The organism is Nocardioides sp., assembly GCF_035503875.1.
Taxonomy (GTDB): Bacteria; Actinomycetota; Actinomycetes; order Propionibacteriales; family Nocardioidaceae; genus Nocardioides.
This window is the reverse complement of sequence record NZ_DATJTA010000043.1, coordinates 24,885-44,454: the sequence shown is the minus strand read 5'-3', so window position 1 is coordinate 44,454 and position 19,570 is coordinate 24,885. Positions and strand designations below refer to the sequence as shown.

17 protein-coding genes are annotated in these 19,570 nt (G+C 74.5%); 11 read left to right on the top strand and 6 right to left on the bottom strand.

Annotated elements, in window-relative coordinates:
* Positions 1-338 precede the first annotated feature (338 nt).
* The 5 genes from VMF51_RS10340 to VMF51_RS10320 all read left to right on the top strand — a co-directional run bounded on the left by VMF51_RS10340 (position 339) and on the right by VMF51_RS10320 (position 5,274).
* Positions 339-1,244, top strand: coding sequence for a LysR family transcriptional regulator (locus VMF51_RS10340; protein ID WP_325474342.1), 906 nt, complete (start codon positions 339-341; stop codon positions 1,242-1,244).
* Between the two features lie 487 nt (positions 1,245-1,731).
* Entirely contained in the window at positions 1,732-2,586 is an 855-nt protein-coding gene (locus VMF51_RS10335) for a resuscitation-promoting factor (protein WP_325474341.1), read from the top strand.
* Between the two features lie 58 nt (positions 2,587-2,644).
* Complete coding sequence (gene ilvA, locus VMF51_RS10330; RefSeq protein ID WP_325474340.1) at positions 2,645-3,892, top strand: threonine ammonia-lyase IlvA; 1,248 nt, start codon at positions 2,645-2,647, stop codon at positions 3,890-3,892.
* A 115-nt stretch (positions 3,893-4,007) separates the two neighbouring features.
* On the top strand, positions 4,008-4,706 hold the full coding sequence (locus VMF51_RS10325; RefSeq protein WP_325474339.1) for a hypothetical protein: 699 nt from the start codon (positions 4,008-4,010) through the stop codon (positions 4,704-4,706).
* The gene (locus VMF51_RS10320) at positions 4,699-5,274 is read left to right on the top strand and encodes an RNA polymerase sigma factor (RefSeq protein WP_325474338.1); all 576 of its coding nucleotides are present in this window, start codon (positions 4,699-4,701) and stop codon (positions 5,272-5,274) included. Before VMF51_RS10325 ends, VMF51_RS10320 begins: the two co-directional genes overlap by 8 nt.
* 48 nt (positions 5,275-5,322) lie before the next feature.
* Here VMF51_RS10320 and VMF51_RS10315 read toward each other — a convergent pair whose 3' ends face one another.
* Complete coding sequence (locus VMF51_RS10315; RefSeq protein ID WP_325474337.1) at positions 5,323-5,706, bottom strand: hypothetical protein; 384 nt, start codon at positions 5,704-5,706, stop codon at positions 5,323-5,325.
* A 128-nt stretch (positions 5,707-5,834) separates the two neighbouring features.
* Here VMF51_RS10315 and VMF51_RS10310 point away from each other — a divergent pair, with 128 nt between their 5' ends.
* A complete protein-coding gene (locus VMF51_RS10310; protein WP_325474336.1) occupies positions 5,835-6,752 on the top strand; it encodes an amidohydrolase in 918 nt (305 codons plus the stop codon).
* Entirely contained in the window at positions 6,749-7,306 is a 558-nt protein-coding gene (locus tag VMF51_RS10305) for a cysteine dioxygenase family protein (protein ID WP_325474335.1), read from the top strand. The genes VMF51_RS10310 and VMF51_RS10305 overlap by 4 nt, the downstream gene beginning before the upstream one ends.
* Positions 7,307-7,411: 105 nt before the next feature.
* On the opposite strand, the gene VMF51_RS10300 is transcribed toward VMF51_RS10305, so the two are convergent.
* Complete coding sequence (locus VMF51_RS10300; protein WP_325474334.1) at positions 7,412-8,302, bottom strand: LysR substrate-binding domain-containing protein; 891 nt, start codon at positions 8,300-8,302, stop codon at positions 7,412-7,414.
* Positions 8,303-8,394: 92 nt separating this feature from the next.
* Here VMF51_RS10300 and VMF51_RS10295 point away from each other — a divergent pair, with 92 nt between their 5' ends.
* Both VMF51_RS10295 and VMF51_RS10290 read left to right on the top strand, forming a co-directional pair.
* Entirely contained in the window at positions 8,395-9,735 is a 1,341-nt protein-coding gene (locus VMF51_RS10295) for an FAD-dependent oxidoreductase (RefSeq protein WP_325474333.1), read from the top strand.
* Positions 9,736-9,829: 94 nt separating this feature from the next.
* Positions 9,830-10,306 (top strand): GAF domain-containing protein, encoded by a 477-nt coding sequence (locus VMF51_RS10290; protein ID WP_325474332.1) that lies wholly within the window; start codon positions 9,830-9,832, stop codon positions 10,304-10,306.
* 15 nt (positions 10,307-10,321) lie between these two features.
* Here VMF51_RS10290 and cydD read toward each other — a convergent pair whose 3' ends face one another.
* Genes cydD through VMF51_RS10270 form a run of 4 tightly spaced genes read right to left on the bottom strand, consistent with a single transcriptional unit; the run spans position 10,322 to position 17,144 of the window.
* Positions 10,322-13,654, bottom strand: coding sequence for a thiol reductant ABC exporter subunit CydD (gene cydD, locus VMF51_RS10285; RefSeq protein ID WP_325474331.1), 3,333 nt, complete (start codon positions 13,652-13,654; stop codon positions 10,322-10,324).
* A 7-nt stretch (positions 13,655-13,661) separates the two neighbouring features.
* A complete protein-coding gene (gene cydB / locus VMF51_RS10280) occupies positions 13,662-14,681 on the bottom strand; it encodes a cytochrome d ubiquinol oxidase subunit II (RefSeq protein WP_325474330.1) in 1,020 nt (339 codons plus the stop codon).
* A 29-nt stretch (positions 14,682-14,710) separates the two neighbouring features.
* The gene (locus tag VMF51_RS10275; RefSeq protein WP_325474329.1) at positions 14,711-16,162 is read right to left on the bottom strand and encodes a cytochrome ubiquinol oxidase subunit I; all 1,452 of its coding nucleotides are present in this window, start codon (positions 16,160-16,162) and stop codon (positions 14,711-14,713) included.
* A 58-nt stretch (positions 16,163-16,220) separates the two neighbouring features.
* Positions 16,221-17,144, bottom strand: coding sequence for a nitroreductase family protein (locus VMF51_RS10270; protein ID WP_325474328.1), 924 nt, complete (start codon positions 17,142-17,144; stop codon positions 16,221-16,223).
* Between the two features lie 109 nt (positions 17,145-17,253).
* On the opposite strand from VMF51_RS10270, the gene VMF51_RS10265 reads away from it, so the two are divergent.
* The gene (locus VMF51_RS10265; RefSeq protein WP_325474327.1) at positions 17,254-17,901 is read left to right on the top strand and encodes a response regulator transcription factor; all 648 of its coding nucleotides are present in this window, start codon (positions 17,254-17,256) and stop codon (positions 17,899-17,901) included.
* The gene (locus VMF51_RS10260) at positions 17,898-19,562 is read left to right on the top strand and encodes a GAF domain-containing sensor histidine kinase (RefSeq protein WP_325474326.1); all 1,665 of its coding nucleotides are present in this window, start codon (positions 17,898-17,900) and stop codon (positions 19,560-19,562) included. The genes VMF51_RS10265 and VMF51_RS10260 overlap by 4 nt, the downstream gene beginning before the upstream one ends.
* The last annotated feature ends 8 nt before the right edge of the window (positions 19,563-19,570 follow it).

Here is a 19,570-nt window from a genome sequence, read left to right as displayed (position 1 = left end):
GCCGCGCCCGGGCAGGGCAGGACGGATCGCCGTCGACCACGGGGTCGGCGTCGGGAGGGCGGGCCGGATCAGCGCCGGGGCCCGCGAGATGGCCGGAGCGAACCTGAATCGTTTCAGGTTGGCGGCGGCACCACTGTGGCCCAGCCGATGTGACGACCGCAACAGGATCGGGCGGGCGATCTTCGTATGCCGCCCATGGGGGTCTCCTATACCGACAGGTCAGGCAGCGAAACCGTGTCGCGGGCGGTCGGCGCGCACCTCGTCGTACGCCCGCGCTGGTCTGATCGGGCCGCCGATCCGCGGCTGCGGGCGGACGTTTCAAGAGCCATACTCCGGTCATGGCCGGCACCAGGAACCTCGACCTCCACCTGCTGACGGCGCTCGACCACCTCCTGCGCGAGCGGTCGGTGACGGCGGCCGCGCGACGGCTGGGCGTGAGCCAGCCGTCGATGAGCGCCTCGCTGGCGCGGCTGCGCCGGCACTTCGGGGACGACCTGCTGGTCCGGCGCGACGGCGGCTACGTGCTGACGCCGCTCGCGAGCGTGATCGCCGAGCGGACGCCCGGCACGCTCGCCGAGGTCCGCGGACTGCTCGACATCTCGAACAGCTTCGACCTCGCGACGACCACGCGGGAGTTCAACTTCGTCGTCTCCGACCACTTCACGTCGCTGTACGGCGCCGCCACGGTCGACCGGATCCGGCGCGACGCCCCGCACGCGACCGTCCGGTTCTCCTCGTTCGAGGCGATCACCCTGGACGACTTCCCGGGTCACCTCATGGAGGCCGACGGCGTGATGCTCCCGCGGGCCTCGATCCCGGACTACCCGTTCGTCGACATCGCGCGCGACGACTGGGTCCTCGTCGTGTCCCGGGGCGGTGTGCTCGCCGAGCGCGACCTCACGCCCGACGACCTCGGGGCGAGCTCCTGGGTGGCCTTCCGCCTCGCCCAGGGCGGGCAGATCCCGCCGATCACCCACCTGCACAGCCAGGGCCTCGAGACCTCGCAGGACGTCCTCGTGAACAGCTTCACGAGCGTGCCGTTCCTGGTCGCCGGCAGCGAGCGGATCGGCGTCCTGCCGCGACGCCTGGCCACCCTGCTGGCCGACGTGTCCGGCACCGTGGTGAAGGAGTCGCCTTTGCCGCTGCCGTCGCTGATGATGGCCATGCTCTGGCACCCCGCCCACGAGCTCGACCCCGCCCATGTCTGGCTGCGCTCCGCGATGACCGACCTCGGGGTGTCCTGAGGGCGCCCCGCCGGCTTGTCGCGGTCTGTCGTAGGACAGAGGTGGGCGGCGGGATCCCGCCCGCCCCACAGTCGTGCCGGAAGCCGCCGGAACGACGGCGCTCAGGCGAGCAACAGCACCAGCGACAGGGCCCAACGCGCCCCCGACCGCACCGCCGCGCCATCCCGAGCAGCACGAGGACGACTGCCAGGGCGCGGGCGTGCCCGTCGCCCTCGAGATCGAGGACGTCGTCCGCGACGCCGCCGGCGATCAGCGCCGGGGTGGTGGTCGTGAACGTCGATAACGGCTAGGGCGCGGGGGTGCACGCTGCGCGGGTCGCGCGCGGGAGCGCCGGCTCCTGAGGGTTTGGTGGGGTCCTCTACGGTCGATGATCGTGTGCCGAGGCCGTCGGCCGGGCACGCGCGCATCCGAGGATGCACAGCCGCGCCGTTGCGCGGGCCAGATACCCGGTGCGTGATCGGGTTACCCCACCACGAGGTTCTCACTCTTGCGATTCCGCTTTGCCCCTTGTTCTCGCAGCGTCTCCCGCAGCGTCGCCCTCGTCGCGGCCGCCGTCTCGACGGCCGCGCTGAGCGCCGGTCCGTCGTACGCCGCCCACCCGCCCGCCCGGACCGGCGCGGGCGCGGTGGGCCAGCCGAGCGGCACCACCGCGCCACGCGCCGTCCAGCAGGTCCAGGTCAAGGACGGCCGGAAGGCCAGGCGGACGGTGGCCAGCGCTGCCGCCACGCCGGGCGGGGTGGTCCGCGCCGCCGGTGTCCGACTGAAGCGCCACGACCGGGTGCGGCTGATCCGCGCCGGCCGGGTGGTGACGGGCGAGGCGCGCCTGCCCGTCCGCGGCGGTGACCTGGTCCGGGTGGTCCGCGTCTCCAAGTCGGTCAGGTTCCGCCGGGTGACCATCGATCGGGGTCGGGCCGTCCGCACCACCAGCGAGCTCCGGCCGGGCAAGCACCGCGTGGTGTCCCGAGGTCGCGACGGCGTCCGCAAGGTCCGGGTGACCCGCTGGTCCCGCAACGGCCGCCCGGTCGACACCGACGTGGCGCGTCGGGTCGTGAAGGCGCCGGCCCCGCGCCGCGTGCTCGTCGGCGCCCGCTTCGGCACGGTGCCCGGCACCGGGCACCTCAACTGGCGGGCGCTCGCGAAGTGCGAGTCCTCGGGCAACCCGCGAGCGGTGAACGCGGCTGGCTACTACGGCCTCTACCAGTTCGACGGGGGCACCTGGCGCAGCGTCGGCGGGCGTGGCCTGGCCCACCAGGCGTCGAGCGCCGAGCAGACCTACCGGGCTCAGCTGCTCTACCGCGACCGCGGGCGCTCCCCGTGGCCGCACTGCGGTCGCCTGCTCTGAGGGAGCTGCGACCGGGGTGGTGTTCTCGGTGCTCCTGGGCCCGCCGTACGGTCGTGCCGTGAAGCTGCCGGGCGTGGAGGACGTGGAGCGGGCTGCGGTCCGCCTGAAGGAGATCGCGGAGCCGACGCCGCTGCAGCGCAGCCCCCGGCTCTCGGCCCTGACGGGGTACGACGTCTGGGTCAAGCGCGAGGACCTGCACGAGGTCCGCTCCTACAAGGGCCGCGGCGCGTACACCGTGATCGCCTCCCTGACCGACGAGGAGCGGGCGCGCGGCGTGACCTGCGCGAGCGCGGGCAACCACGCGCAGGGGGTGGCGTTCGCGTGCGCCCGGACCGGCGTACGCGCCCGGATCTTCCTGCCGCGCACGACGCCGCGGCAGAAGCGGCAGCGGATCGCCGCGCTCGGCGGCGACTGGGTCGAGGTCGTCATCGACGGCGACACGTACGACGACGCCGCGCTCGCCAGCGCGACCTGGGCCGAGGAGTCGGGCGCGACGCCGGTGCCGCCGTTCGACGACCCGCGCACCATCGCGGGCCAGGGCACGGTCGCGGCCGAGGTGCTGCAGCAGCTCGGCACGGCGCCGGACGCGGTCGTGGTTCCGGTCGGCGGGGGTGGCCTGCTCGCGGGCATGCTCGTGGTGCTGGCAGAGCACGCGCCCGCAGCGCGCGTCGTCGGTGCCGAGCCGGCCGGTGCGGCGTCGATGGCGGCCGCGGTCGACGCCGGTGGCCCGATCGGGCTGGACACGGTCGACTCGTTCGTCGACGGCGCCGCCGTACGCCGGGTCGGGACGCTGACGTACGAGGCGGTCCGGGTGCACGCGCCCGCCCTGACCGCCGTCCCCGAGGGCCTGATCTGCGTGGAGATGCTCGACCTCTACCAGTCCGACGGCATCATCGCCGAGCCCGCCGGCGCGCTCGCGACCGCGGCGCTGCGCCAGGGCCTCGACCTGCCCGCCGGCTCGACCGTGGTGTGCGTGCTGTCCGGCGGCAACAACGACGTCAGCCGGTACGCCGAGATCTGGGAGCGCGCCCTCGTCCACGAGGGGCTCAAGCACTACTTCCTCGTCGAGTTCCCCCAGGAGCCCGGCGCCCTGCGGCGCTTCCTGGACGAGGTGCTGGGGCCCGACGACGACGTCGTGCTGTTCGAGTACGTCAAGCGCTCCAACCGCGAGACCGGCCCCGCGCTGGTCGGCATCGAGCTGCAGGACCGCGACGACTTCCAGCCGCTGCTCGACCGGATGGCCGTCTCGCCGCTGCGGGTCGAGGTGGTCTCGCCGGACAGCCCGCTGTTCCGGTTCGTGCAGTAGGCGGTGCGTGTAACGACCGGCCCCGGTCGCGGCAGGTAGTCCCCGGAGGACCGCTGTCGTCGTAGCCTGCCCTGAGGGCGTACGACGCGGCGGTCGACGCAACCGAGAGGCGACCATGACCAAGCCCAGGCGCGAGGAGCTGCGCCTCGCCGCGCCCGAGATCGAGCCACCCGACCACCTGGTCCACCAGCTGGCCGAGCTGGCGAGGCAGAGCACGCCGACGGGGGTGACCCGGGGCCGGAGGACCGCCGCCGTGGTCGGCGCCGTCGCCGGGACCGTGCTGCTCTCGGTGGGGGGCGCCTGGGCGACCGGGGCGGTCACCCTCCCCGGGCTGCCGAGCCCCCGCCAGGACGCGCCGGTCTCGCCGGGTCCCACCACGCCCGCGCCGCCGGCCAGCGACTCGCCGACGAACCTGGTCGACCCCACCGGCGCGCCCGGGTCGGACGGGGCGACCGAGCCGGGGACCGAGCGTCCGGACGGCGGTACGCCGAGTGTCCCGGACCGGGGCGGTTCCACCGACCGGGACGGTTCCACCGAGCCCGGAGGCGTCCTGCCGTCCCAGGCCGCGGACCCCTCGCGGCCGGTGCCTCCGACCAAGCCGACCAAGCCCGCCAAGCCCGCCAAGCCCACCAAACCCGCACATCCCACGAAGCCGACGCACCCCGTCAAGCCGACCAAGCCGGTGCATCCCACGAAGCCGACGCACCCGACCGAGCCGGCCCGCCCCACGCAGACCGCGCGTCCCACGAAGCCGGTCCACCCCACCAAGCCGGCGAAGCCCGAGGCGCCGGCCGGAGCGGACGTGGATGGCTGACCGCGACGACGACGTCGTCGCCCGCGCGAAGGACGGGGATCCGGAGGCCTGGCGGGAGCTCCACCGGGCGCACGCGGGACGGCTCCTCGCGTGGCTCTCGACGCGCCCCAGCGGGGACAGCATGGTCGCGGGGGAGGACGTCGCGGCCGAGGCGTGGCTGGTGGCGGCGACCCGCATCGCGGACTTCCACGGCACGTCGTCGGAGTTCGCCGGGTGGCTGTTCGGCATCGCCCGCAAGATCGGCGGCAGCACGCGGCGACGCTCGGAGCGTCGTCGTACCGACCCCAGCGACCCGCACGACGCCGACGGTCACCTGCCGGCGGCCCCGGACCCGGTCCTGGCCCTCGCGGGCCAGGACTGGGTCCGCCACGCGATCGCTTCGCTTCCCCCGCGTGAGCGAGATGTGATCGGACTCGTGGACGGCCTGGGGTTCGACAACTCCGCGGCGGCGACGACGCTGGGGATCAGCGCGGTCGCGGTGCGGGTCGCCCGGCACCGCGGCCTGCGCCGGCTCCGTGGCCGGTTGTCGGGGCTGGAGGGACGCGGCCCCGAGGTGCCGCGAGGGTGACCGCCGGCCCGACGGACGTCCAGGTCAACGGGCCGGCGGTCGTTCGGGTCAGCCCTCGGTGGGCTGCTGGGCCTGGCACTTCTCCAGGCGGGCCTCGGCCTTGGCCAGCCGCTGCTGCTGGGCCTTCTTGTCGGTCCGGGCGTCGGCCCGGTCGGCCTTGGCCTCGGCGACCTGGCGCTTGGCCTGGCGGCGCTCGCGTGCGGTGTCGGCGGCGCGGACCTCGCCGCGGGCCTTCGCGACCTTGTCCTTCTGGCGCTCGAAGACGGCGGTGACCCGCGCCAGGGCGTCGGTCGCCTTGTCGACCTGCTTCTGCTGCTGGGCGCACGGCGCGGGCGGGGCGGCGCTCACGGGCGAGCTCGCGATCGTGCTGAGCGAGCCGAGGGTCAGCGCCACGCCGGCGAGGACGCCGGCAGTCCGGGTGGCTGTGTGCATGGAGGTGCTCCTTGTGGTGAGAGGTCCCGAGAACGGGGCGTTCATCCCTCACCTGCCGCGAGTCGCGGGCGGTGTTACATCGAGTTAATGGTATAAAGTCACCTGACTTAGTTTGAATTGAGGAGACCGTGACCGCCATCGACCTGCACCAGCACCTGTGGCCCGCGCCGCTGGTGGAGCTGCTGCGCCGGCGGACCCGTGCGCCGTACCTCCGTGGCTGGACGCTGCACACCGCCGGCGAGGCGCCGTACGACGTCCGCCCCGGCGACCACGACGTCGAGCGCCGGATCGACCTCGACCGGGCGGCGGGCACCGAGCTGGCCTGCGTGAGCCTGTCGGCGCCGCTCGGCCTGGAGTCGCTGCCCGGCGACGAGGCCCGCGCCGCGCTCGCCGCCTGGCACGACGGCGCGGCCGCGCTGCCCCGCCACTTCGCGCCCTGGGCCTCGGTGCCGGCCGTCGAGCCCGATCCGGCCGCGCTCGCCGAGCTGCTCGCCGGGTCGTTCGTGGGCGTGCAGCTGCCCGCGACGCAGATCGCGACGCCCGGCGGCTGGGACGCCGTCGGGGACGTCCTCGCCGTCGCGGAGGCCGCCGGCAAGCCCGTCTTCGTGCATCCCGGCCCGACCGCCGTCGACGGGGCGCCCGCGTGGTGGGCGCCCGTGGTGGGCTACGTCGCCCAGCTGCAGGGCGCCTGGTGGGGCTGGCACGCCGCCGGCGTGCGCGCCCAGCACCCCGGCCTGCGGGTGATCTTCGCGGCGGGCGCGGGCCTCGCGCCGCTGCAGCACGAGCGGCTGGCCGCCCGCGGAGGAAACGCGGGTCCGGTCGACCGCGACGTCTTCGTCGAGACCTCGTCGTACGGCGCCCAGGGCGTGGACGCCCTGATCCGGGTGCTGGGCATCGACGTGGTCGCCCTCGGGAGCGACCGGCCGTACGCCGACCCGCTGCCCGCCCTCTTCGGCGGGGCCGCGACCCGCGCCATCCGGACCGACAACCCGCTCCGCGCCCTGGGCGTCCGGAGCATCGACACGCGAGTGGAGGACGCCGCATGACCGCGACCCTGGTCGAGAGGCCGAGTGAGATCCCCGCCCGGGCGGCGACGCCGCTGGGGGGCGACCTGTCCCTGGAGGCCCTGCCGGGGCGCGACCTGGACCAGGACGAGCTGCGCTCGCTGGCGTCGTACCTCGCCCTGCGCCCCGAGCTGTGGCGCCACCACCTGGCCTTCGACGACGACGACCGCGTCTACGTCTCGCTGCATCGCGACGCTCACGTCGACGTGTGGCTGCTGTGCTGGACGCCCGAGAACGACACCGGCTTCCACGACCACGACGTCTCCTCGGGTGCGGTCGCGGTCGTCGACGGCGCGCTGGTCGAGCACAACCTCGCCGTGGGGGCCGAGACCATCGAGACCCGCCTCGAGGCGGGCCGGGTCTTCAGCTTCGGTCCCGACCACATCCACCGACTCACCGGCGCCGTGCACGGGGCGGTGTCGGTGCATGCCTACAGCCCGCCGCTGTGGCGGATGGGTCAGTACGCCGTCGGGCCGGACGGCCGGCTGCGGCGCCGGTCGGTGTCGTACGCCGAGGAGCTGCGGCCGATCGACTGACGGGGGTCCGCGGTCGCTTGCGTGCTGCGGGGGTCTCGACGGGCGCTCAGGACTTCGTCCGTTCGCTGCTCGACCACCGGGGTCAGCCGCTGCTCGACCAGCGGGTCAGCCCCGCCCGGCGATGGCCAGCAGGTCACGCACCGGCCCGGCAGGCGGGGTGCGGCCACCGACCCACACGGCGGTGAAGCGCCGGCGCAGGTCCAGCCCGGTGGTGGGGACGGCGACCAGCAGGCCGGAGTCGAGGTCCCGCTCGACCGCGCGCCGGCTGACGAACGCGGGCGGGCTCCCGGCGCGGACGCTGCCGACGACCGCGGCGTTGGTGGTCAGCTCGGCCTCCGGCGGGGCCAGGGCCGCCCCCGCGCGCGTCATCGCGTCCTCGATGACGCCGCGGGTCCCGGAGCCGCGCTCCCGGCTGGTGAGGGGGCGGGCGGCGACGGCGGCGGCGTCGAGCGGGCGGCGGCGCCGCGCCCACGGGTCGTCGGGCGCGGCGACCAGCATCAGCTCGTCGTCGCCGACGGCGCGGGACGCCAGCCCGGACAGGTCGCCGGGTCCCTCGACGAACCCGAGCCCGGCCTCGCCGGAGCGGACCGCGCCGAGCACGGCCTCGGAGTTGGTGGCGTGCAGGCTGACGGTGACCGAGCGCTGCTGGCGCAGCCGGACCAGCCACCGGGGGAGGAGGTACTCGGCGGTGGTCATGCTCGCGAAGACCCGCAGCTCCTCGGTGCGCTCCTGCCGCAGCGTGCGGAGTGCGACCTCGACCTCGTCGGCCTGCTCCAGCAGCCGGGTGCTCCACTCCACGAGCAGCCGCCCGGCGGAGGTGAGGCTCGATCCGCTGGCGGCGCGCTGCACCAGGACCAGCCCGGTCTGGGCCTCCATCGCGCGCAGCCGCTCCGAGGCGGACTGCTGGGAGATGCCCGCGACCCGACCGGCCGCGCCGATGCTCCCGTGCCGCGCGACGTCGGCGAGCAGCCGCAGCGAGGGCAGGTCGGGGAGCACCCGATCAGCCTAGCGCGCTCACAGGCACAGCCTGTGGGTTCACAGTGACGCGGTGGCTACTGCGTCCCCGGCGGCCACGTCAGGCTGGACGCATGAGGAACTTGCGCGTTGCCGTGATCGGTGCCGGCCCGGCCGGCATCTACGCCGCCGACATCCTGACCAAGGAGCACCCCGAGGCCAGCGTCGACGTGATCGAGCGGCTGCCCGCGCCGTACGGCCTGGTCCGGTACGGCGTCGCCCCCGACCACCCGCGGATCAAGGAGATCATCAAGGCGCTGCGCCGGGTGCTCTCCCGCGACAACATCCGCTTCCTCGGCAACGTCGAGTACGGCACCGACCTCAAGCTCGACGACCTGCGCCGCTTCTACGACGCGGTGATCTTCTCGACCGGCGCGATGGCCGACCGCGAGCTCGACATCCCCGGCATCGACCTGCCCGGCAGCCACGGCGCCTCCAGCTTCGTCAGCTGGTACGCCGGCCACCCCGACGCGCCCGAGTCCTGGCCGCTGCAGGCCAAGGAGGTCGCCGTCATCGGCGCCGGGAACGTCGCCCTGGACGTCGCTCGGATGCTCGCCAAGCCCGCCGCGGAGCAGCTGACGACGGAGATCGCCGACAACGTCTACCGCGGCCTGGACCTCAACCAGGCGACGGACATCCACGTGTTCGCCCGGCGCGGCCCCGCGCAGATCAAGTTCTCGCCGATGGAGCTGCGCGAGCTCTCGCACTCGCCGAGCGTCGAGGTGATCGTGCACCCCGAGGGCTTCGAGATCGACGAGGCCAGCCAGGCGGCGATCAGCTCCAACAAGGGCACCCGCCTCGTGGTGGACACCCTGCTCAAGCACGTCGAGGCCGAGCCGACCGGCGCCGCGCACCGCATCCACATCCACCTGTGCCACGCGCCGGTCGAGGTGCTCGGCGACGGCGCCGTCGAGGGCCTGCGCACCGAGATCACCGAGCTGGTCGGCGACGGCACCGCCCGCGGCACCGGCCGGTACGTCGACACCCCCGTCCAGGCCGTCTACCGCGCGGTCGGCTACCTCTCCAGCGAGGTCGCCGACCTGCCGTTCGACCACGCGGCCGGCGTGGTCCCGCACGTGGCGGGCCGGGTCCTGGACCTCGACGGCGAGGCGCTGCCCGGCACCTACGTCACCGGCTGGGTCAAGCGCGGCCCGATCGGCCTGATCGGGCACACCAAGTCCGACGCCGCCGAGACCGTGGCCAGCCTGCTCGCCGACCTGGACGCGCTCCGGAGCGCCGAGTCCGACGACCCCGCCGCGATCCTCGAGCACCTCGCCGACCGCGGAGTGGACGTCGTCACCTGGGACGGCTGGGAGCGCCTGGACGCGCACGAGGTCGCCCTCGGCGAGGCCCAGGGCCGGGAGCGCATCAAGGTGGTGCCGCGCGAGGACATGCTGCGCGCGGCGCTCGGCTGACCGCTCGGACCCGGAGCGATTCGCCCCTTCGGAGGAGATCAGTCACACTCGTGGATGGCCCCGTACGGGATCGGGCGCCGAGCGAGGAGTGAGAGTGGCCACGAGCAGCTTCAGCGAGCACTGCCGGGCCGGTGACGAGTACGCCCGTCGGCTCCGCGAGGCCCTGGACTCCCCGGTCGCGGTGCTCTCCGCCTTCGTGGGCGACCGGCAGCTCTTCCTCGGCACCGCGGGCCTGCCCGAGAGTCTCCAGGGCGTCCGCGAGATGCCGGCGCTCGAGGGGTTCTGCAAATACGTCTGGGAGAACGGCTGCCAGCTGGTGGTCGACGACACCCAGGTCGAGACCGGGATCGCCACCCACCCGCTCGTGGTCGAGCTGGGCGTGCGGGCGTACGCCGGCTGGCACATCGTCGGACAGGACGGCCAGCCGGTGGGCGTGCTCGCGGCGATGGAGTGCGACCCCCGGGCGTGGAGCTCGACCGAGCTGCTGACCCTGCTGGAGCTCGCCCAGGAGTGCGGTCCGACGGTGCGCGCGGTCGTGGCCGAGTGCGCCCCGACCGACCGGAGCGCCTGACCGCGGCACCCGTCCTCAGCGGCCCCGGTCGCTCGCTACCCGGCTCACGACCGTGCCCAGGTCGACGACCCGGTCGGCCCGGTCGACGCCCACCTGGTCGTGCGTGATCCACACGATCGTGCGGCCCGCGGCCGCGTCCAGCACCTCGGCGGCGAGCTCCTCCGCCGTGGCGTGATCGAGGTGGGCGGTGGGCTCGTCGAGCACCAGCACCGGCTGCTCCGCGAGCAGGGACCGGGCCAGTGCGATCCGTGCCCGCTCGCCGCCCGAGACCTGGGCGTGCCCGTCGCCGAGCCAGGTGTGCAGGCCGTCCGGCAGGTCGTCGAGCCAGCGTCCCAGCCGAGCGCGCCGCAGGGCGTCCTCGACCTCGTCGTCGCTCGCGCCCGGACGGGCGAACCGCACGTTCTCCACCAGGGTGGAGGCGAAGACGTGCGGGTCGTCGTCGACCAGCCCGACGAGGCGGCGTACGTCGTCGGGGTCGAGCCGGGTGGTCGGCGTACCGCCGAGACGGACCTCGCCCGCGACCGGGTCGAGGAAGCGCAGCAGCAGCGCCGCCAGGGTCGACTTGCCCGAGCCGGAGGGACCGACGACCACGACCCGCTCGCCGGGACCGACGGTCAGCGCCAGGTCGTACAGGGCGGGCCGGTCGGGCGACCAGCCCGCGGTGACGTCGTCGACGGCGACGTCGTGCCGCTCGGGCAGGGGGTCGCCGACCGTGGCGCGGACGGCGGGGCGGGTCCGCTCGAGCGCCTCGAGCCGGGCCGCGGCCGCCCGGGTGCGCGCGGAGAGGGCGCCGGCGTCGGCGACGGTCGTCAGGGTGTCGGCGAGGGCGAGCGGTACCAGCACGAGCAGGGCCAGCACGGGGGCCGACACCTCGCCCGCGCCGTACGCCGGCGCGCCCGCCCAGGCGGTGAGGGCGACGCCCGTGCCGCAGGCGAGCAGCACGGCGGCGCGAGCGGCGCCGAGCCAGGCGGCGGCCCGGGCGGCGGCGCGGCCGAGCCGGTCGCTGAGGCGGGCGACCCGGTCGACGGCCGCGGGCTCGGCCTGCCACATCACCAGCTCGGGGGCGACCTGGGCGGTCTCGACGGCCGCCTCGGACACCTCGGCCCGCAGGCCGACGGAGGCCCGCTCGGCGGCGCCTGCTCCCAGCCGGGCGAGGGCGAAGGCGAGCAGGCCCGCGACGAGGCAGACCGCGGCGACCACGGCACCGGCGGCGGGTAGCAGCCAGGCCGTGACGGCCGTCGCGACGACGGCGACCAGGGCGCCGGAGCGCAGCGGGAGCTTGACCCGCAGGGCGTCGTCGACCACGCCGTCGACGTCGTCGACGACCGAGGCCAGCAGGTCGCCGCGACGCCGGCCGAGCCGACCGGGGACGAGCGGCACCAGGGCGTCGTACACCTCGACGCGGCGGCGGGCGAGCAGCCGCAGGGCGACGTCGTGGGAGCGCAGCCGCTCGACGTACCGCAGCACCGGCCGGGCCAGGCCGAAGGTGCGGACGCCGACGATCGCGACCATCAGCGTGAGCACCGGCGGCTGCGAGGACGCCTGGACGATCAGCCAGCCCGCCGTCGCGGTGAGCGCCACGCCCGCGAGCGACGCCAGGGCGCCCAGCAGGGTGCTGGCGGTGAGACCGAGTCGTCCTGCCGGCTCCTCGTCCTCGGCCGGTACGGCGGGGGAGCGGTGAGCAGGCAACCGGTCCGCGACCCCGGACGGTTGCCTGCTCACCGCCGTCTCGGGTACGGCGGCCGGAGCCGCCAGGTCGACGGCCAGGTCGACGACGTGGTCGGCCAGCGCGACCAGCGCGGGCCGGTGGGCGACGACCACGACCGCGCTGGTGCGGCCGAGCTCGACGACGGTGTCGGCGATGACCTGCTCGGTCAGGTCGTCGAGGTGCGCGGTCGGCTCGTCGAGGAAGACCCAGGGCCGCTGCGCGAGCACCACCCGGGCCAGCGCCAGCCGGGCGCGCTCGCCGGCGGACAGGCTCACGCCGTCCTCGCCGAGCGGTTGGGCCAGCTGCCAGGGCAGCGCGCGGACCCGCTCCTCGAGGGCGACGGCGCGCAGCGCCGACCACAGGTCGTCGTCGCTCGCCTCGGGGCGGGCCAGACGCAGGTTGTCGGCGATCGACCCGGCGACGAAGACCGGTCGCTGGGAGACCCAGGCGACCTGCGAACGCCAGGCCTGGCCGCCGACCTCGATCCCGCCGACCTCGACCCGCCCGGCCGTGCGCGGCACCAGGCCGACGAGCGCCGCCAGCAGCGTGGACTTCCCGCAGCCCGACGGTCCGGTGACCACCGTGACGCCGCGGCCGGGAATGACGACGTCGACGCCGTCGAGGGCGGGGACGGTGCGCCCGGGGTGCCGGACGGTGAGGCCGGTGGCGAGCAGCGCGCTCTCCGCCGGCGCCGGGGTGCCGACGGGCTCGTCGGGGGTCCCGGTCACCAGCTCGTGCACCTGCTCGAAGGTGGCGACGCCCTCGGCTGCGGCGTGGAACTCCGCGCCGACCCGGCGCAGCGGCCAGTACGCCTCGGGCGCGAGCAGCAGCACCAGCAGCGCGGTGTGCAGGTCCAGCCCGCCGTGCGCCAGTCGGACTCCGACGACGACGGCGACGAGCGCCACCGAGAGGGTGGCGACCAGCTCGAGGACCGCCGAGGAGGCGAAGGCCACCCGCAGGGTGCCCATGCTGGCCCGGCGGTAGCGGTCGGTGACCCGGCCGATCGTGGCCGACTGGGCGCGCGCCCGGCGGTGCGCGACCAGCGTCGGCAGGCCGCGCACCACGTCGAGGAAGTGCCCCGACAGCGACGCCATCGCCCGCCACTGCTCCTCGGCCCGGTCGCGGGTGGCGAGGCCGACCAAGGCGCCGAAGACCGGCACCAGCGGCAGGGTCAGCAGCACCACCAGCCCGCTGAGCGGGTCCAGCCACGCGATCGCGGCCAGGGTGATGACCGGCAGCACCCCGGCGAGGACGACGGCGGGCAGGTAGCGGGTGAGGTACGGCTCCGCGGCCGTGACGCCCCGGGTGAGCAGGACGGCGTCGGCCGAGCGAACCTCGCGCCGGCGCAGCACCGCGGCCACGACCTGGCGGCGCAGGTGGGTGCCGACGACGGAGGCCGCGCGGGCCGCCAGCAGGTCGCCGACCCAGCCGGTCAGCGCCCGGGCCGCGAAGACCCCGGCCACCGCGACGGCCCAGCCCAGGAGCTCCTCGCGGCGCACCGCGGCCACCAGGAGCCCGGTGACCGCCCAGGCCTGCCCCACGATGAGCAGCGCCCCGAGCCCGCCCGTCGCCAGGACCCCGGCCAGCGGGACCCGGGCGGGGGCCAGCTGCCGGCGCAGCCGCGCATCGGTCGGCCTCATCCCGGCGTCACCGCGGGCCGGCCGCGAGGACCGGCTCCGGGATGTGGTGGACGGCGATCCGCTTGCGGAAGACCCAGTAGGTCCAGGCCTGGTAGGCGAGCACCATCGGCGTGAAGATCGCCGCCACCACCGTCATGATCTTCAGCGTGTACGCCGTCGCTGCGGCGTTCGTGGTCGTCAGCGACGTCCCGTCGGCCAGCGTCGAGGGCATCACGTCGGGGAACAGGGCCAGGAACAGCCCGGCCACCCCGACGGCGATGGCCACGAAGGTGCCCAGGAACGCCCAGCCCTCGCGGCCCGCGACGGCGGCGGCGATGCCGGCCACCAGCGCGAGCGCGGCGACGACGAACGCGACCGCCGAGGCGGCGTCCCCGGTCTTCACCTGGGTCCAGCCGAGGAACAGCACCGCGACCGCGGCGGCCGCGACCCCGAGCTTCACGGCGAGCGCGCGGGCGGCGTACCGGATCGGGCCGTCGGTCTTCAGCGCGATGAACATGGCGCCGTGGGTGAGGAACAGCAGCAGCGTCATCGCCCCGCCCAGCAGGGCGTAGGGGTTGAGCAGGTTGAAGAAGCCTCCGACGTACTCGAAGTCCGCGTCGATCGGGACGCCGCGCAGGATGTTCGCGAACGCCACGCCCCACAGCACGGCGGGCACGAAGGAGCCGATGATCAGCACCAGGTCCCAGCGCTGCCGCCAGGAGGCGTCGTCCCGCTTGTGGCGGTACTCGAAGGCCAGGCCGCGCACGATCAGCGCGACCAGGATCAGCAGCAGCGGCAGGTAGAAGCCGCTGAACAAGGTGGCGTACCACTCCGGGAACGCCGCGAAGGTCGCGCCGCCGGCGACCAGCAGCCAGACCTCGTTGCCGTCCCAGACCGGGCCGATCGTGTTGATCAGGACGCGCCGCTCCCGGTCGGACCTCCCGAGGATCGGCAGCAGCATGCCGACGCCGAAGTCGAATCCCTCGAGGGCGAAGTAGCCCATCCAGAGGATCGCGATCAGCGCGAACCAGACGGTGGTGAGTTCCATGTCTTCTCAGTCCTTGTCGAATCGCGCGGTCAGTACGCGAACGCGAGCGGCTTGTCGTCGTCCGCGTCGGTGCGGACCCGGGGGAGGTCGTCGTCGGTGATCGGGTCGGCGCCCTTCTTGATGTAGGTGAGCAGCAGCCGGACCTCGACGACGGCGAGGACGCCGTACACGACGGTGAGCGTGATCAGCGAGATGAGCATCTCGGTGGCGCTGACGCCGGGGGAGACGGCCGACGCGGTCGTCATCAGCCCGAACACCGCCCACGGCTGGCGGCCCATCTCGGTGAAGATCCAGCCCGCCGAGTTGGCCAGCAGCGGCAGGAACGGCAGCAGGAGTACGGCGGTGTAGAGCAGCCGGCCGCGGGGGATCCGGTCGCGCCGGGTCGCCCAGAGCACCCACAGCGCGACGGCCATGGCCGCGAACCCGAGGCCCATCATGAAGCGGAAGGTCCAGTAGGTCACCGGGATGTACGGCGTGTAGTCGCCCGCCGAGTAGTACGCCGCGCCCGGGTCCTGGCCGTAGGTCTCCTGGTACTGCTCGCGCAGCTCGTTGATGCCTTTGACCTCGCCGTCCCAGGTGCCGGTGGCGAGGAACGAGAGCAGGTTGGGGATGACGATGGAGAACTTCTCCTCGGTGCCGTCCGGCGTGCCGACGGTGAAGACCGAGAACGGCGCGGGCTGCTCGGTCTCGTAGAGCGCCTCGGCGGCCGCCATCTTCATCGGCTGGACCTCGGTCATGATCTTGCCCTGCACGTCGCCGACCAGGACGACGCCGAGGCCCGAGACCAGCACCAGCGCAGCGCCGCCGCGGACGGCCTTGCGCCACATCCCGGCGTCCTCCGACGCGGGGTCGCTCTGCCGGCGCAGGTGCCAGAAGGCGATGCCGACGACGAACGCCGCCGCGGTCATGTACGCCGCCAGGATGACGTGCGGGAAGGTCACCAGCTGGACCTTGTTGAACATCACCGCGGCGAAGTCCGTCATCTCCGCCCGGCCGGTGTCGGGGTTGAAGGCGAAGCCGACCGGGTGCTGCATCCAGGAGTTCGCGGCGAGGATGAACCAGGCCGAGAACAGCGTCCCGACGTGCACGACCACCATGCAGGCCGCGTGCACCTTCCCGGGCAGCCGGTCCCAGCCGAAGATCCACAGCCCGAGGAACGTCGACTCCAGGAAGAAGGCGAGCAGACCCTCGATGGCCAGCGGGGCACCGAAGACGTCACCGACGAAGCGCGAGTAGTCGCTCCAGTTCATCCCGAACTGGAACTCCTGGACGATGCCGGTCACGACGCCGATGGCGAAGTTGATCAGGAAGAGCTTGCCGAAGAACTTCGTCAACCGGAGGTACGCCGTGTTGCGGGAGCGCAGCCAGCGGATCTCGTAGTAGGCCACCATCGCGGAGAGACCGATGCTGATCGGGACGAACATGAAGTGGTACACGGTGGTGATGCCGAACTGCCACCGGGCGATGTCGAGCGGATCCACGAGGGCTCTCCTGAGCGGGGTCGGGGTGGGACACGACCACGCTAGGTAAAGAGCAGGCTCAGCGGAGTGGCCCGACGGCCCCGCGCGCGGGGACCTTGGTCCCCTGCGTCCCGGGACCGTCCAGCACCTCCGCGAGCGGGCGCCGGGGCGTGGCGGGGAGGTCGCTGAGACCGATCTCCTGCCAGCCCAGGCGGAGCAGCAGCTGAGGCTCCACGAGCCCGCCGAGCACCTCGTGGTGCAGGGCCGAGCGGGTCTCCTCGACCTCGAGCAGCTGGCTCAGCGGCACCACGGAGAGCCCCTCCTGGGCGGCGCGCAGCCACAGCTCGCTGAGCGCCTCGCCGGCGGCGAGCCAGGCGTCGGGGTCGTCGGTCGTGGTGCACAGCAGCAGGACGCCGTCCGGGCGCTCGACGGCGTCCGAGCGGGCCTCCTCGGCCCAGCGGCGCTGCTCCTCGGCGTACCTCCCGTCGGCCGCCTCGGCGGCGCGGGCGCGGGCGGCCAGCAGCTCGACGCGCAGCCGGTCGGCGATGCCCGTGACCGGGACGACCCGGACGCCGGGGTCGCGGATCCCGGCGGCGAGCTCGCCCAGCTGCTCCTCGGTCACCGGCCACGCGGTGAACCGCCGCCGGTCGGTACGGCGCGCCAGCAGGGTCTGCAGCCGGTCGGTCGCGGCCGCCGTGCGCCGGGCCGGGACGAGCTCGAAGCGCGCCAACAGGTCGGGCTGCTCCGGGTCGGGGTGCCGGACCACGCGGGCGTCGTACCCCAGCCCGGCGGCGGCGACGATCGCGTGGTGCAGCGCGGCGCCGCAGCTGATCAGCAGGCTGCGTCCCGCGGGATCGGCCACGGGCAGCTGGCGGGACCGGTCCGCGCGCAGCTCGATCCGGTCGCCGTCGACCCGCCAGCGCCAGGGCTGCGTGTTGTGCACGCTGGGCGCCCGGCAGGCGAGCTCCACCACGCGCGCCGGTGACGGACGGGACGAGGGCATAGGAGCAACGATGCGCCCTCGACCCCCGTCGCCGACAGGGACGAAGGTCCCACGCCCGCCGGGTCCGGGGCCGTCGACCGCCCGGGGCGGGATCGGTAGATTCCGGGGCATGACGACGAGCGAGCCGATCAAGGTCTTCCTCCTCGACGACCACGAGCTGGTCCGCCGGGGCATCCGCGAGCTGCTCGAGAGCGAGGGCGACATCGTCGTCATCGGCGAGTCCGGTCTCGCCGAGGAGGCCGCCCGCCGGATCCCGGCCCTGCGTCCCCACGTCGCGATCCTCGACGGCCGGCTGCCGGACGGCTCCGGCATCGACGTGTGCCGCGAGATCCGCTCGCGCGACCCCGAGATCAAGGCGTTGATCCTCACGTCGTACGACGACGACGACGCGCTGTTCTCCGCGATCATGGCCGGGGCCGCGGGCTACGTCCTCAAGCAGGTCCGCGGCACCGACTTCGTCGACACCGTCCGCCGGGTCGCCGCCGGCCAGTCGATGCTCGACCCGGCCGTGACGCAGCAGGTCCTCGACCGGCTCCGCGAGGGTCCGAAGACCGATCCCGCGCTGGACCAGCTGACCGCGCAGGAGCTGAAGATCCTCGAGCAGATCGGGCAGGGCCGGACCAACCGGCAGATCGCCGAGGCGATGTTCCTCGCCGAGAAGACGATCAAGAACTACGTCTCCTCGCTGCTCGCCAAGCTCGGGCTGGAGAGCCGCACCCAGGCGGCGATCTTCGCCACCAAGCACCTCGACCAGTGAGCGACGACCCGCACGAGGACCCGCTGCGCGAGGTCGCCTTCGACGCGTTGCTGCGCGAGGTGCTCACCCGCGTCGACGTGGTCCTCGACGACCAGGCGCGCTGGCGGCTGCTGCTCGACGCCGTCGTCGGCATCGGCGCCGACCTCAGCCTCGACGGCGTGCTGGCCCGGATCGTCCGCGTGAGCAGCGAGCTCGTCGGTGCGCGGTACGCCGCCCTGGGCGTGCTCGGCGCCGGTCCCGGCAAGCGGCTGCGGACCTTCGTGCACCACGGGATCGGCGAGGAGGAGGTCCTGGAGATCGGCGACCTGCCGACCGGCCACGGGCTGCTCGGGCTGATCATCGACCAGCCGCACCCGCTGCGGCTGCACGACATCGCCGAGCACCCGGCGTCGTACGGCTTCCCGCCGCACCACCCGCCGATGCGCTCCTTCCTCGGCGTCCCGGTGCGGATCCGCGACCAGGTCTTCGGCAACCTCTACCTGACCGAGAAGGCCGGCGGCGAGGACTTCACCCAGGCCGACGAGGACATCGTGGTCGCGCTCGCGGCCGCGGCCGGCGTGGCGGTCGAGAACGCCCGGCTCTACGAGGAGGCCTCGCAGCGGGAGCGGTGGCTCTCGGCGACGGCCGAGATCACCCGGCTGCTCTCCGGCACGACCGTCGGCGCGGACGCGCTCCAGGCGGTCGCCGACAGCGCCCGCGCGGTCGCGGCCGCCGACGTCGCCTGGATCCTCGCCGGCGACTCCGACGCCGAACTGGCCGTGGAGGCGGTCTCCGGCCAGCGGGTCGACGCGGGCCTGTTGGAGGCCCTGGCCCGCCAGGACGCGCTCGCCGAGGAGGTCGTCCGCACCGGGGTGCCGACCTCCGTCCCGGACCTCGACGCCGAGGGGCTCGGGCCGGCGGTCGTCGTACCCCTGCGGAACGGGGCGGGCATCGAGGGCGTGCTCGCGCTGGCCTGGCACCCCGCGAACGTCGAGGCCTTCCACGCGGTCGACGCCGCCCTGCCGGCCGCGTTCGCGGAGCAGGCGGCGCTGGCGCTGCAGGTGGCCCGGCACCGCGAGGACCAGCAGAAGCTCGCCGTCCTCGAGGACCGCGACCGGATCGGCCGGGACCTGCACGACCTCGTCATCCAGCGGCTGTTCGCGATCGGGCTGGGGCTGCAGGGCGCCGGCCGGCTCGCCGACCAGCCGCAGGTCACCGAGCGGCTCGAGACGGCCGTCGACGACCTGGACGCGACGATCCGCGACATCCGCCGCTCGATCTTCGCGCTCAGCTCGGCCGACGAGTCGACCGACCTGCAGTCGGAGATGACCCGGATCGTCGACCGGGCGGCGGCCAACCTGGAACGGCGCCCGGCGCTGACCTTCCGCGGACCGGTCCGCACCCGGATCGCCCCACGGGTCGCCCCGCACCTGCTCGCCGTCCTGGGGGAGGCGCTGTCGAACGCCGTCCGGCACGCCGGCCCCGCCGCGATCACCGTGTCGCTCACCGTCGGCGACGAGATCGAGCTGGTGGTGCGCGACGACGGGGTCGGCATGGCGGGGGAGGTCGCCGAGAGCGGCCTGCGCAACATGCGCGACCGCGCGGAGCGGCTGGGCGGGACGTGCCGGATCGAGTCCGCGCCGGGGAGCGGCACCGCCGTCGTCTGGACGGTGCCGACCTGACTAGCCTC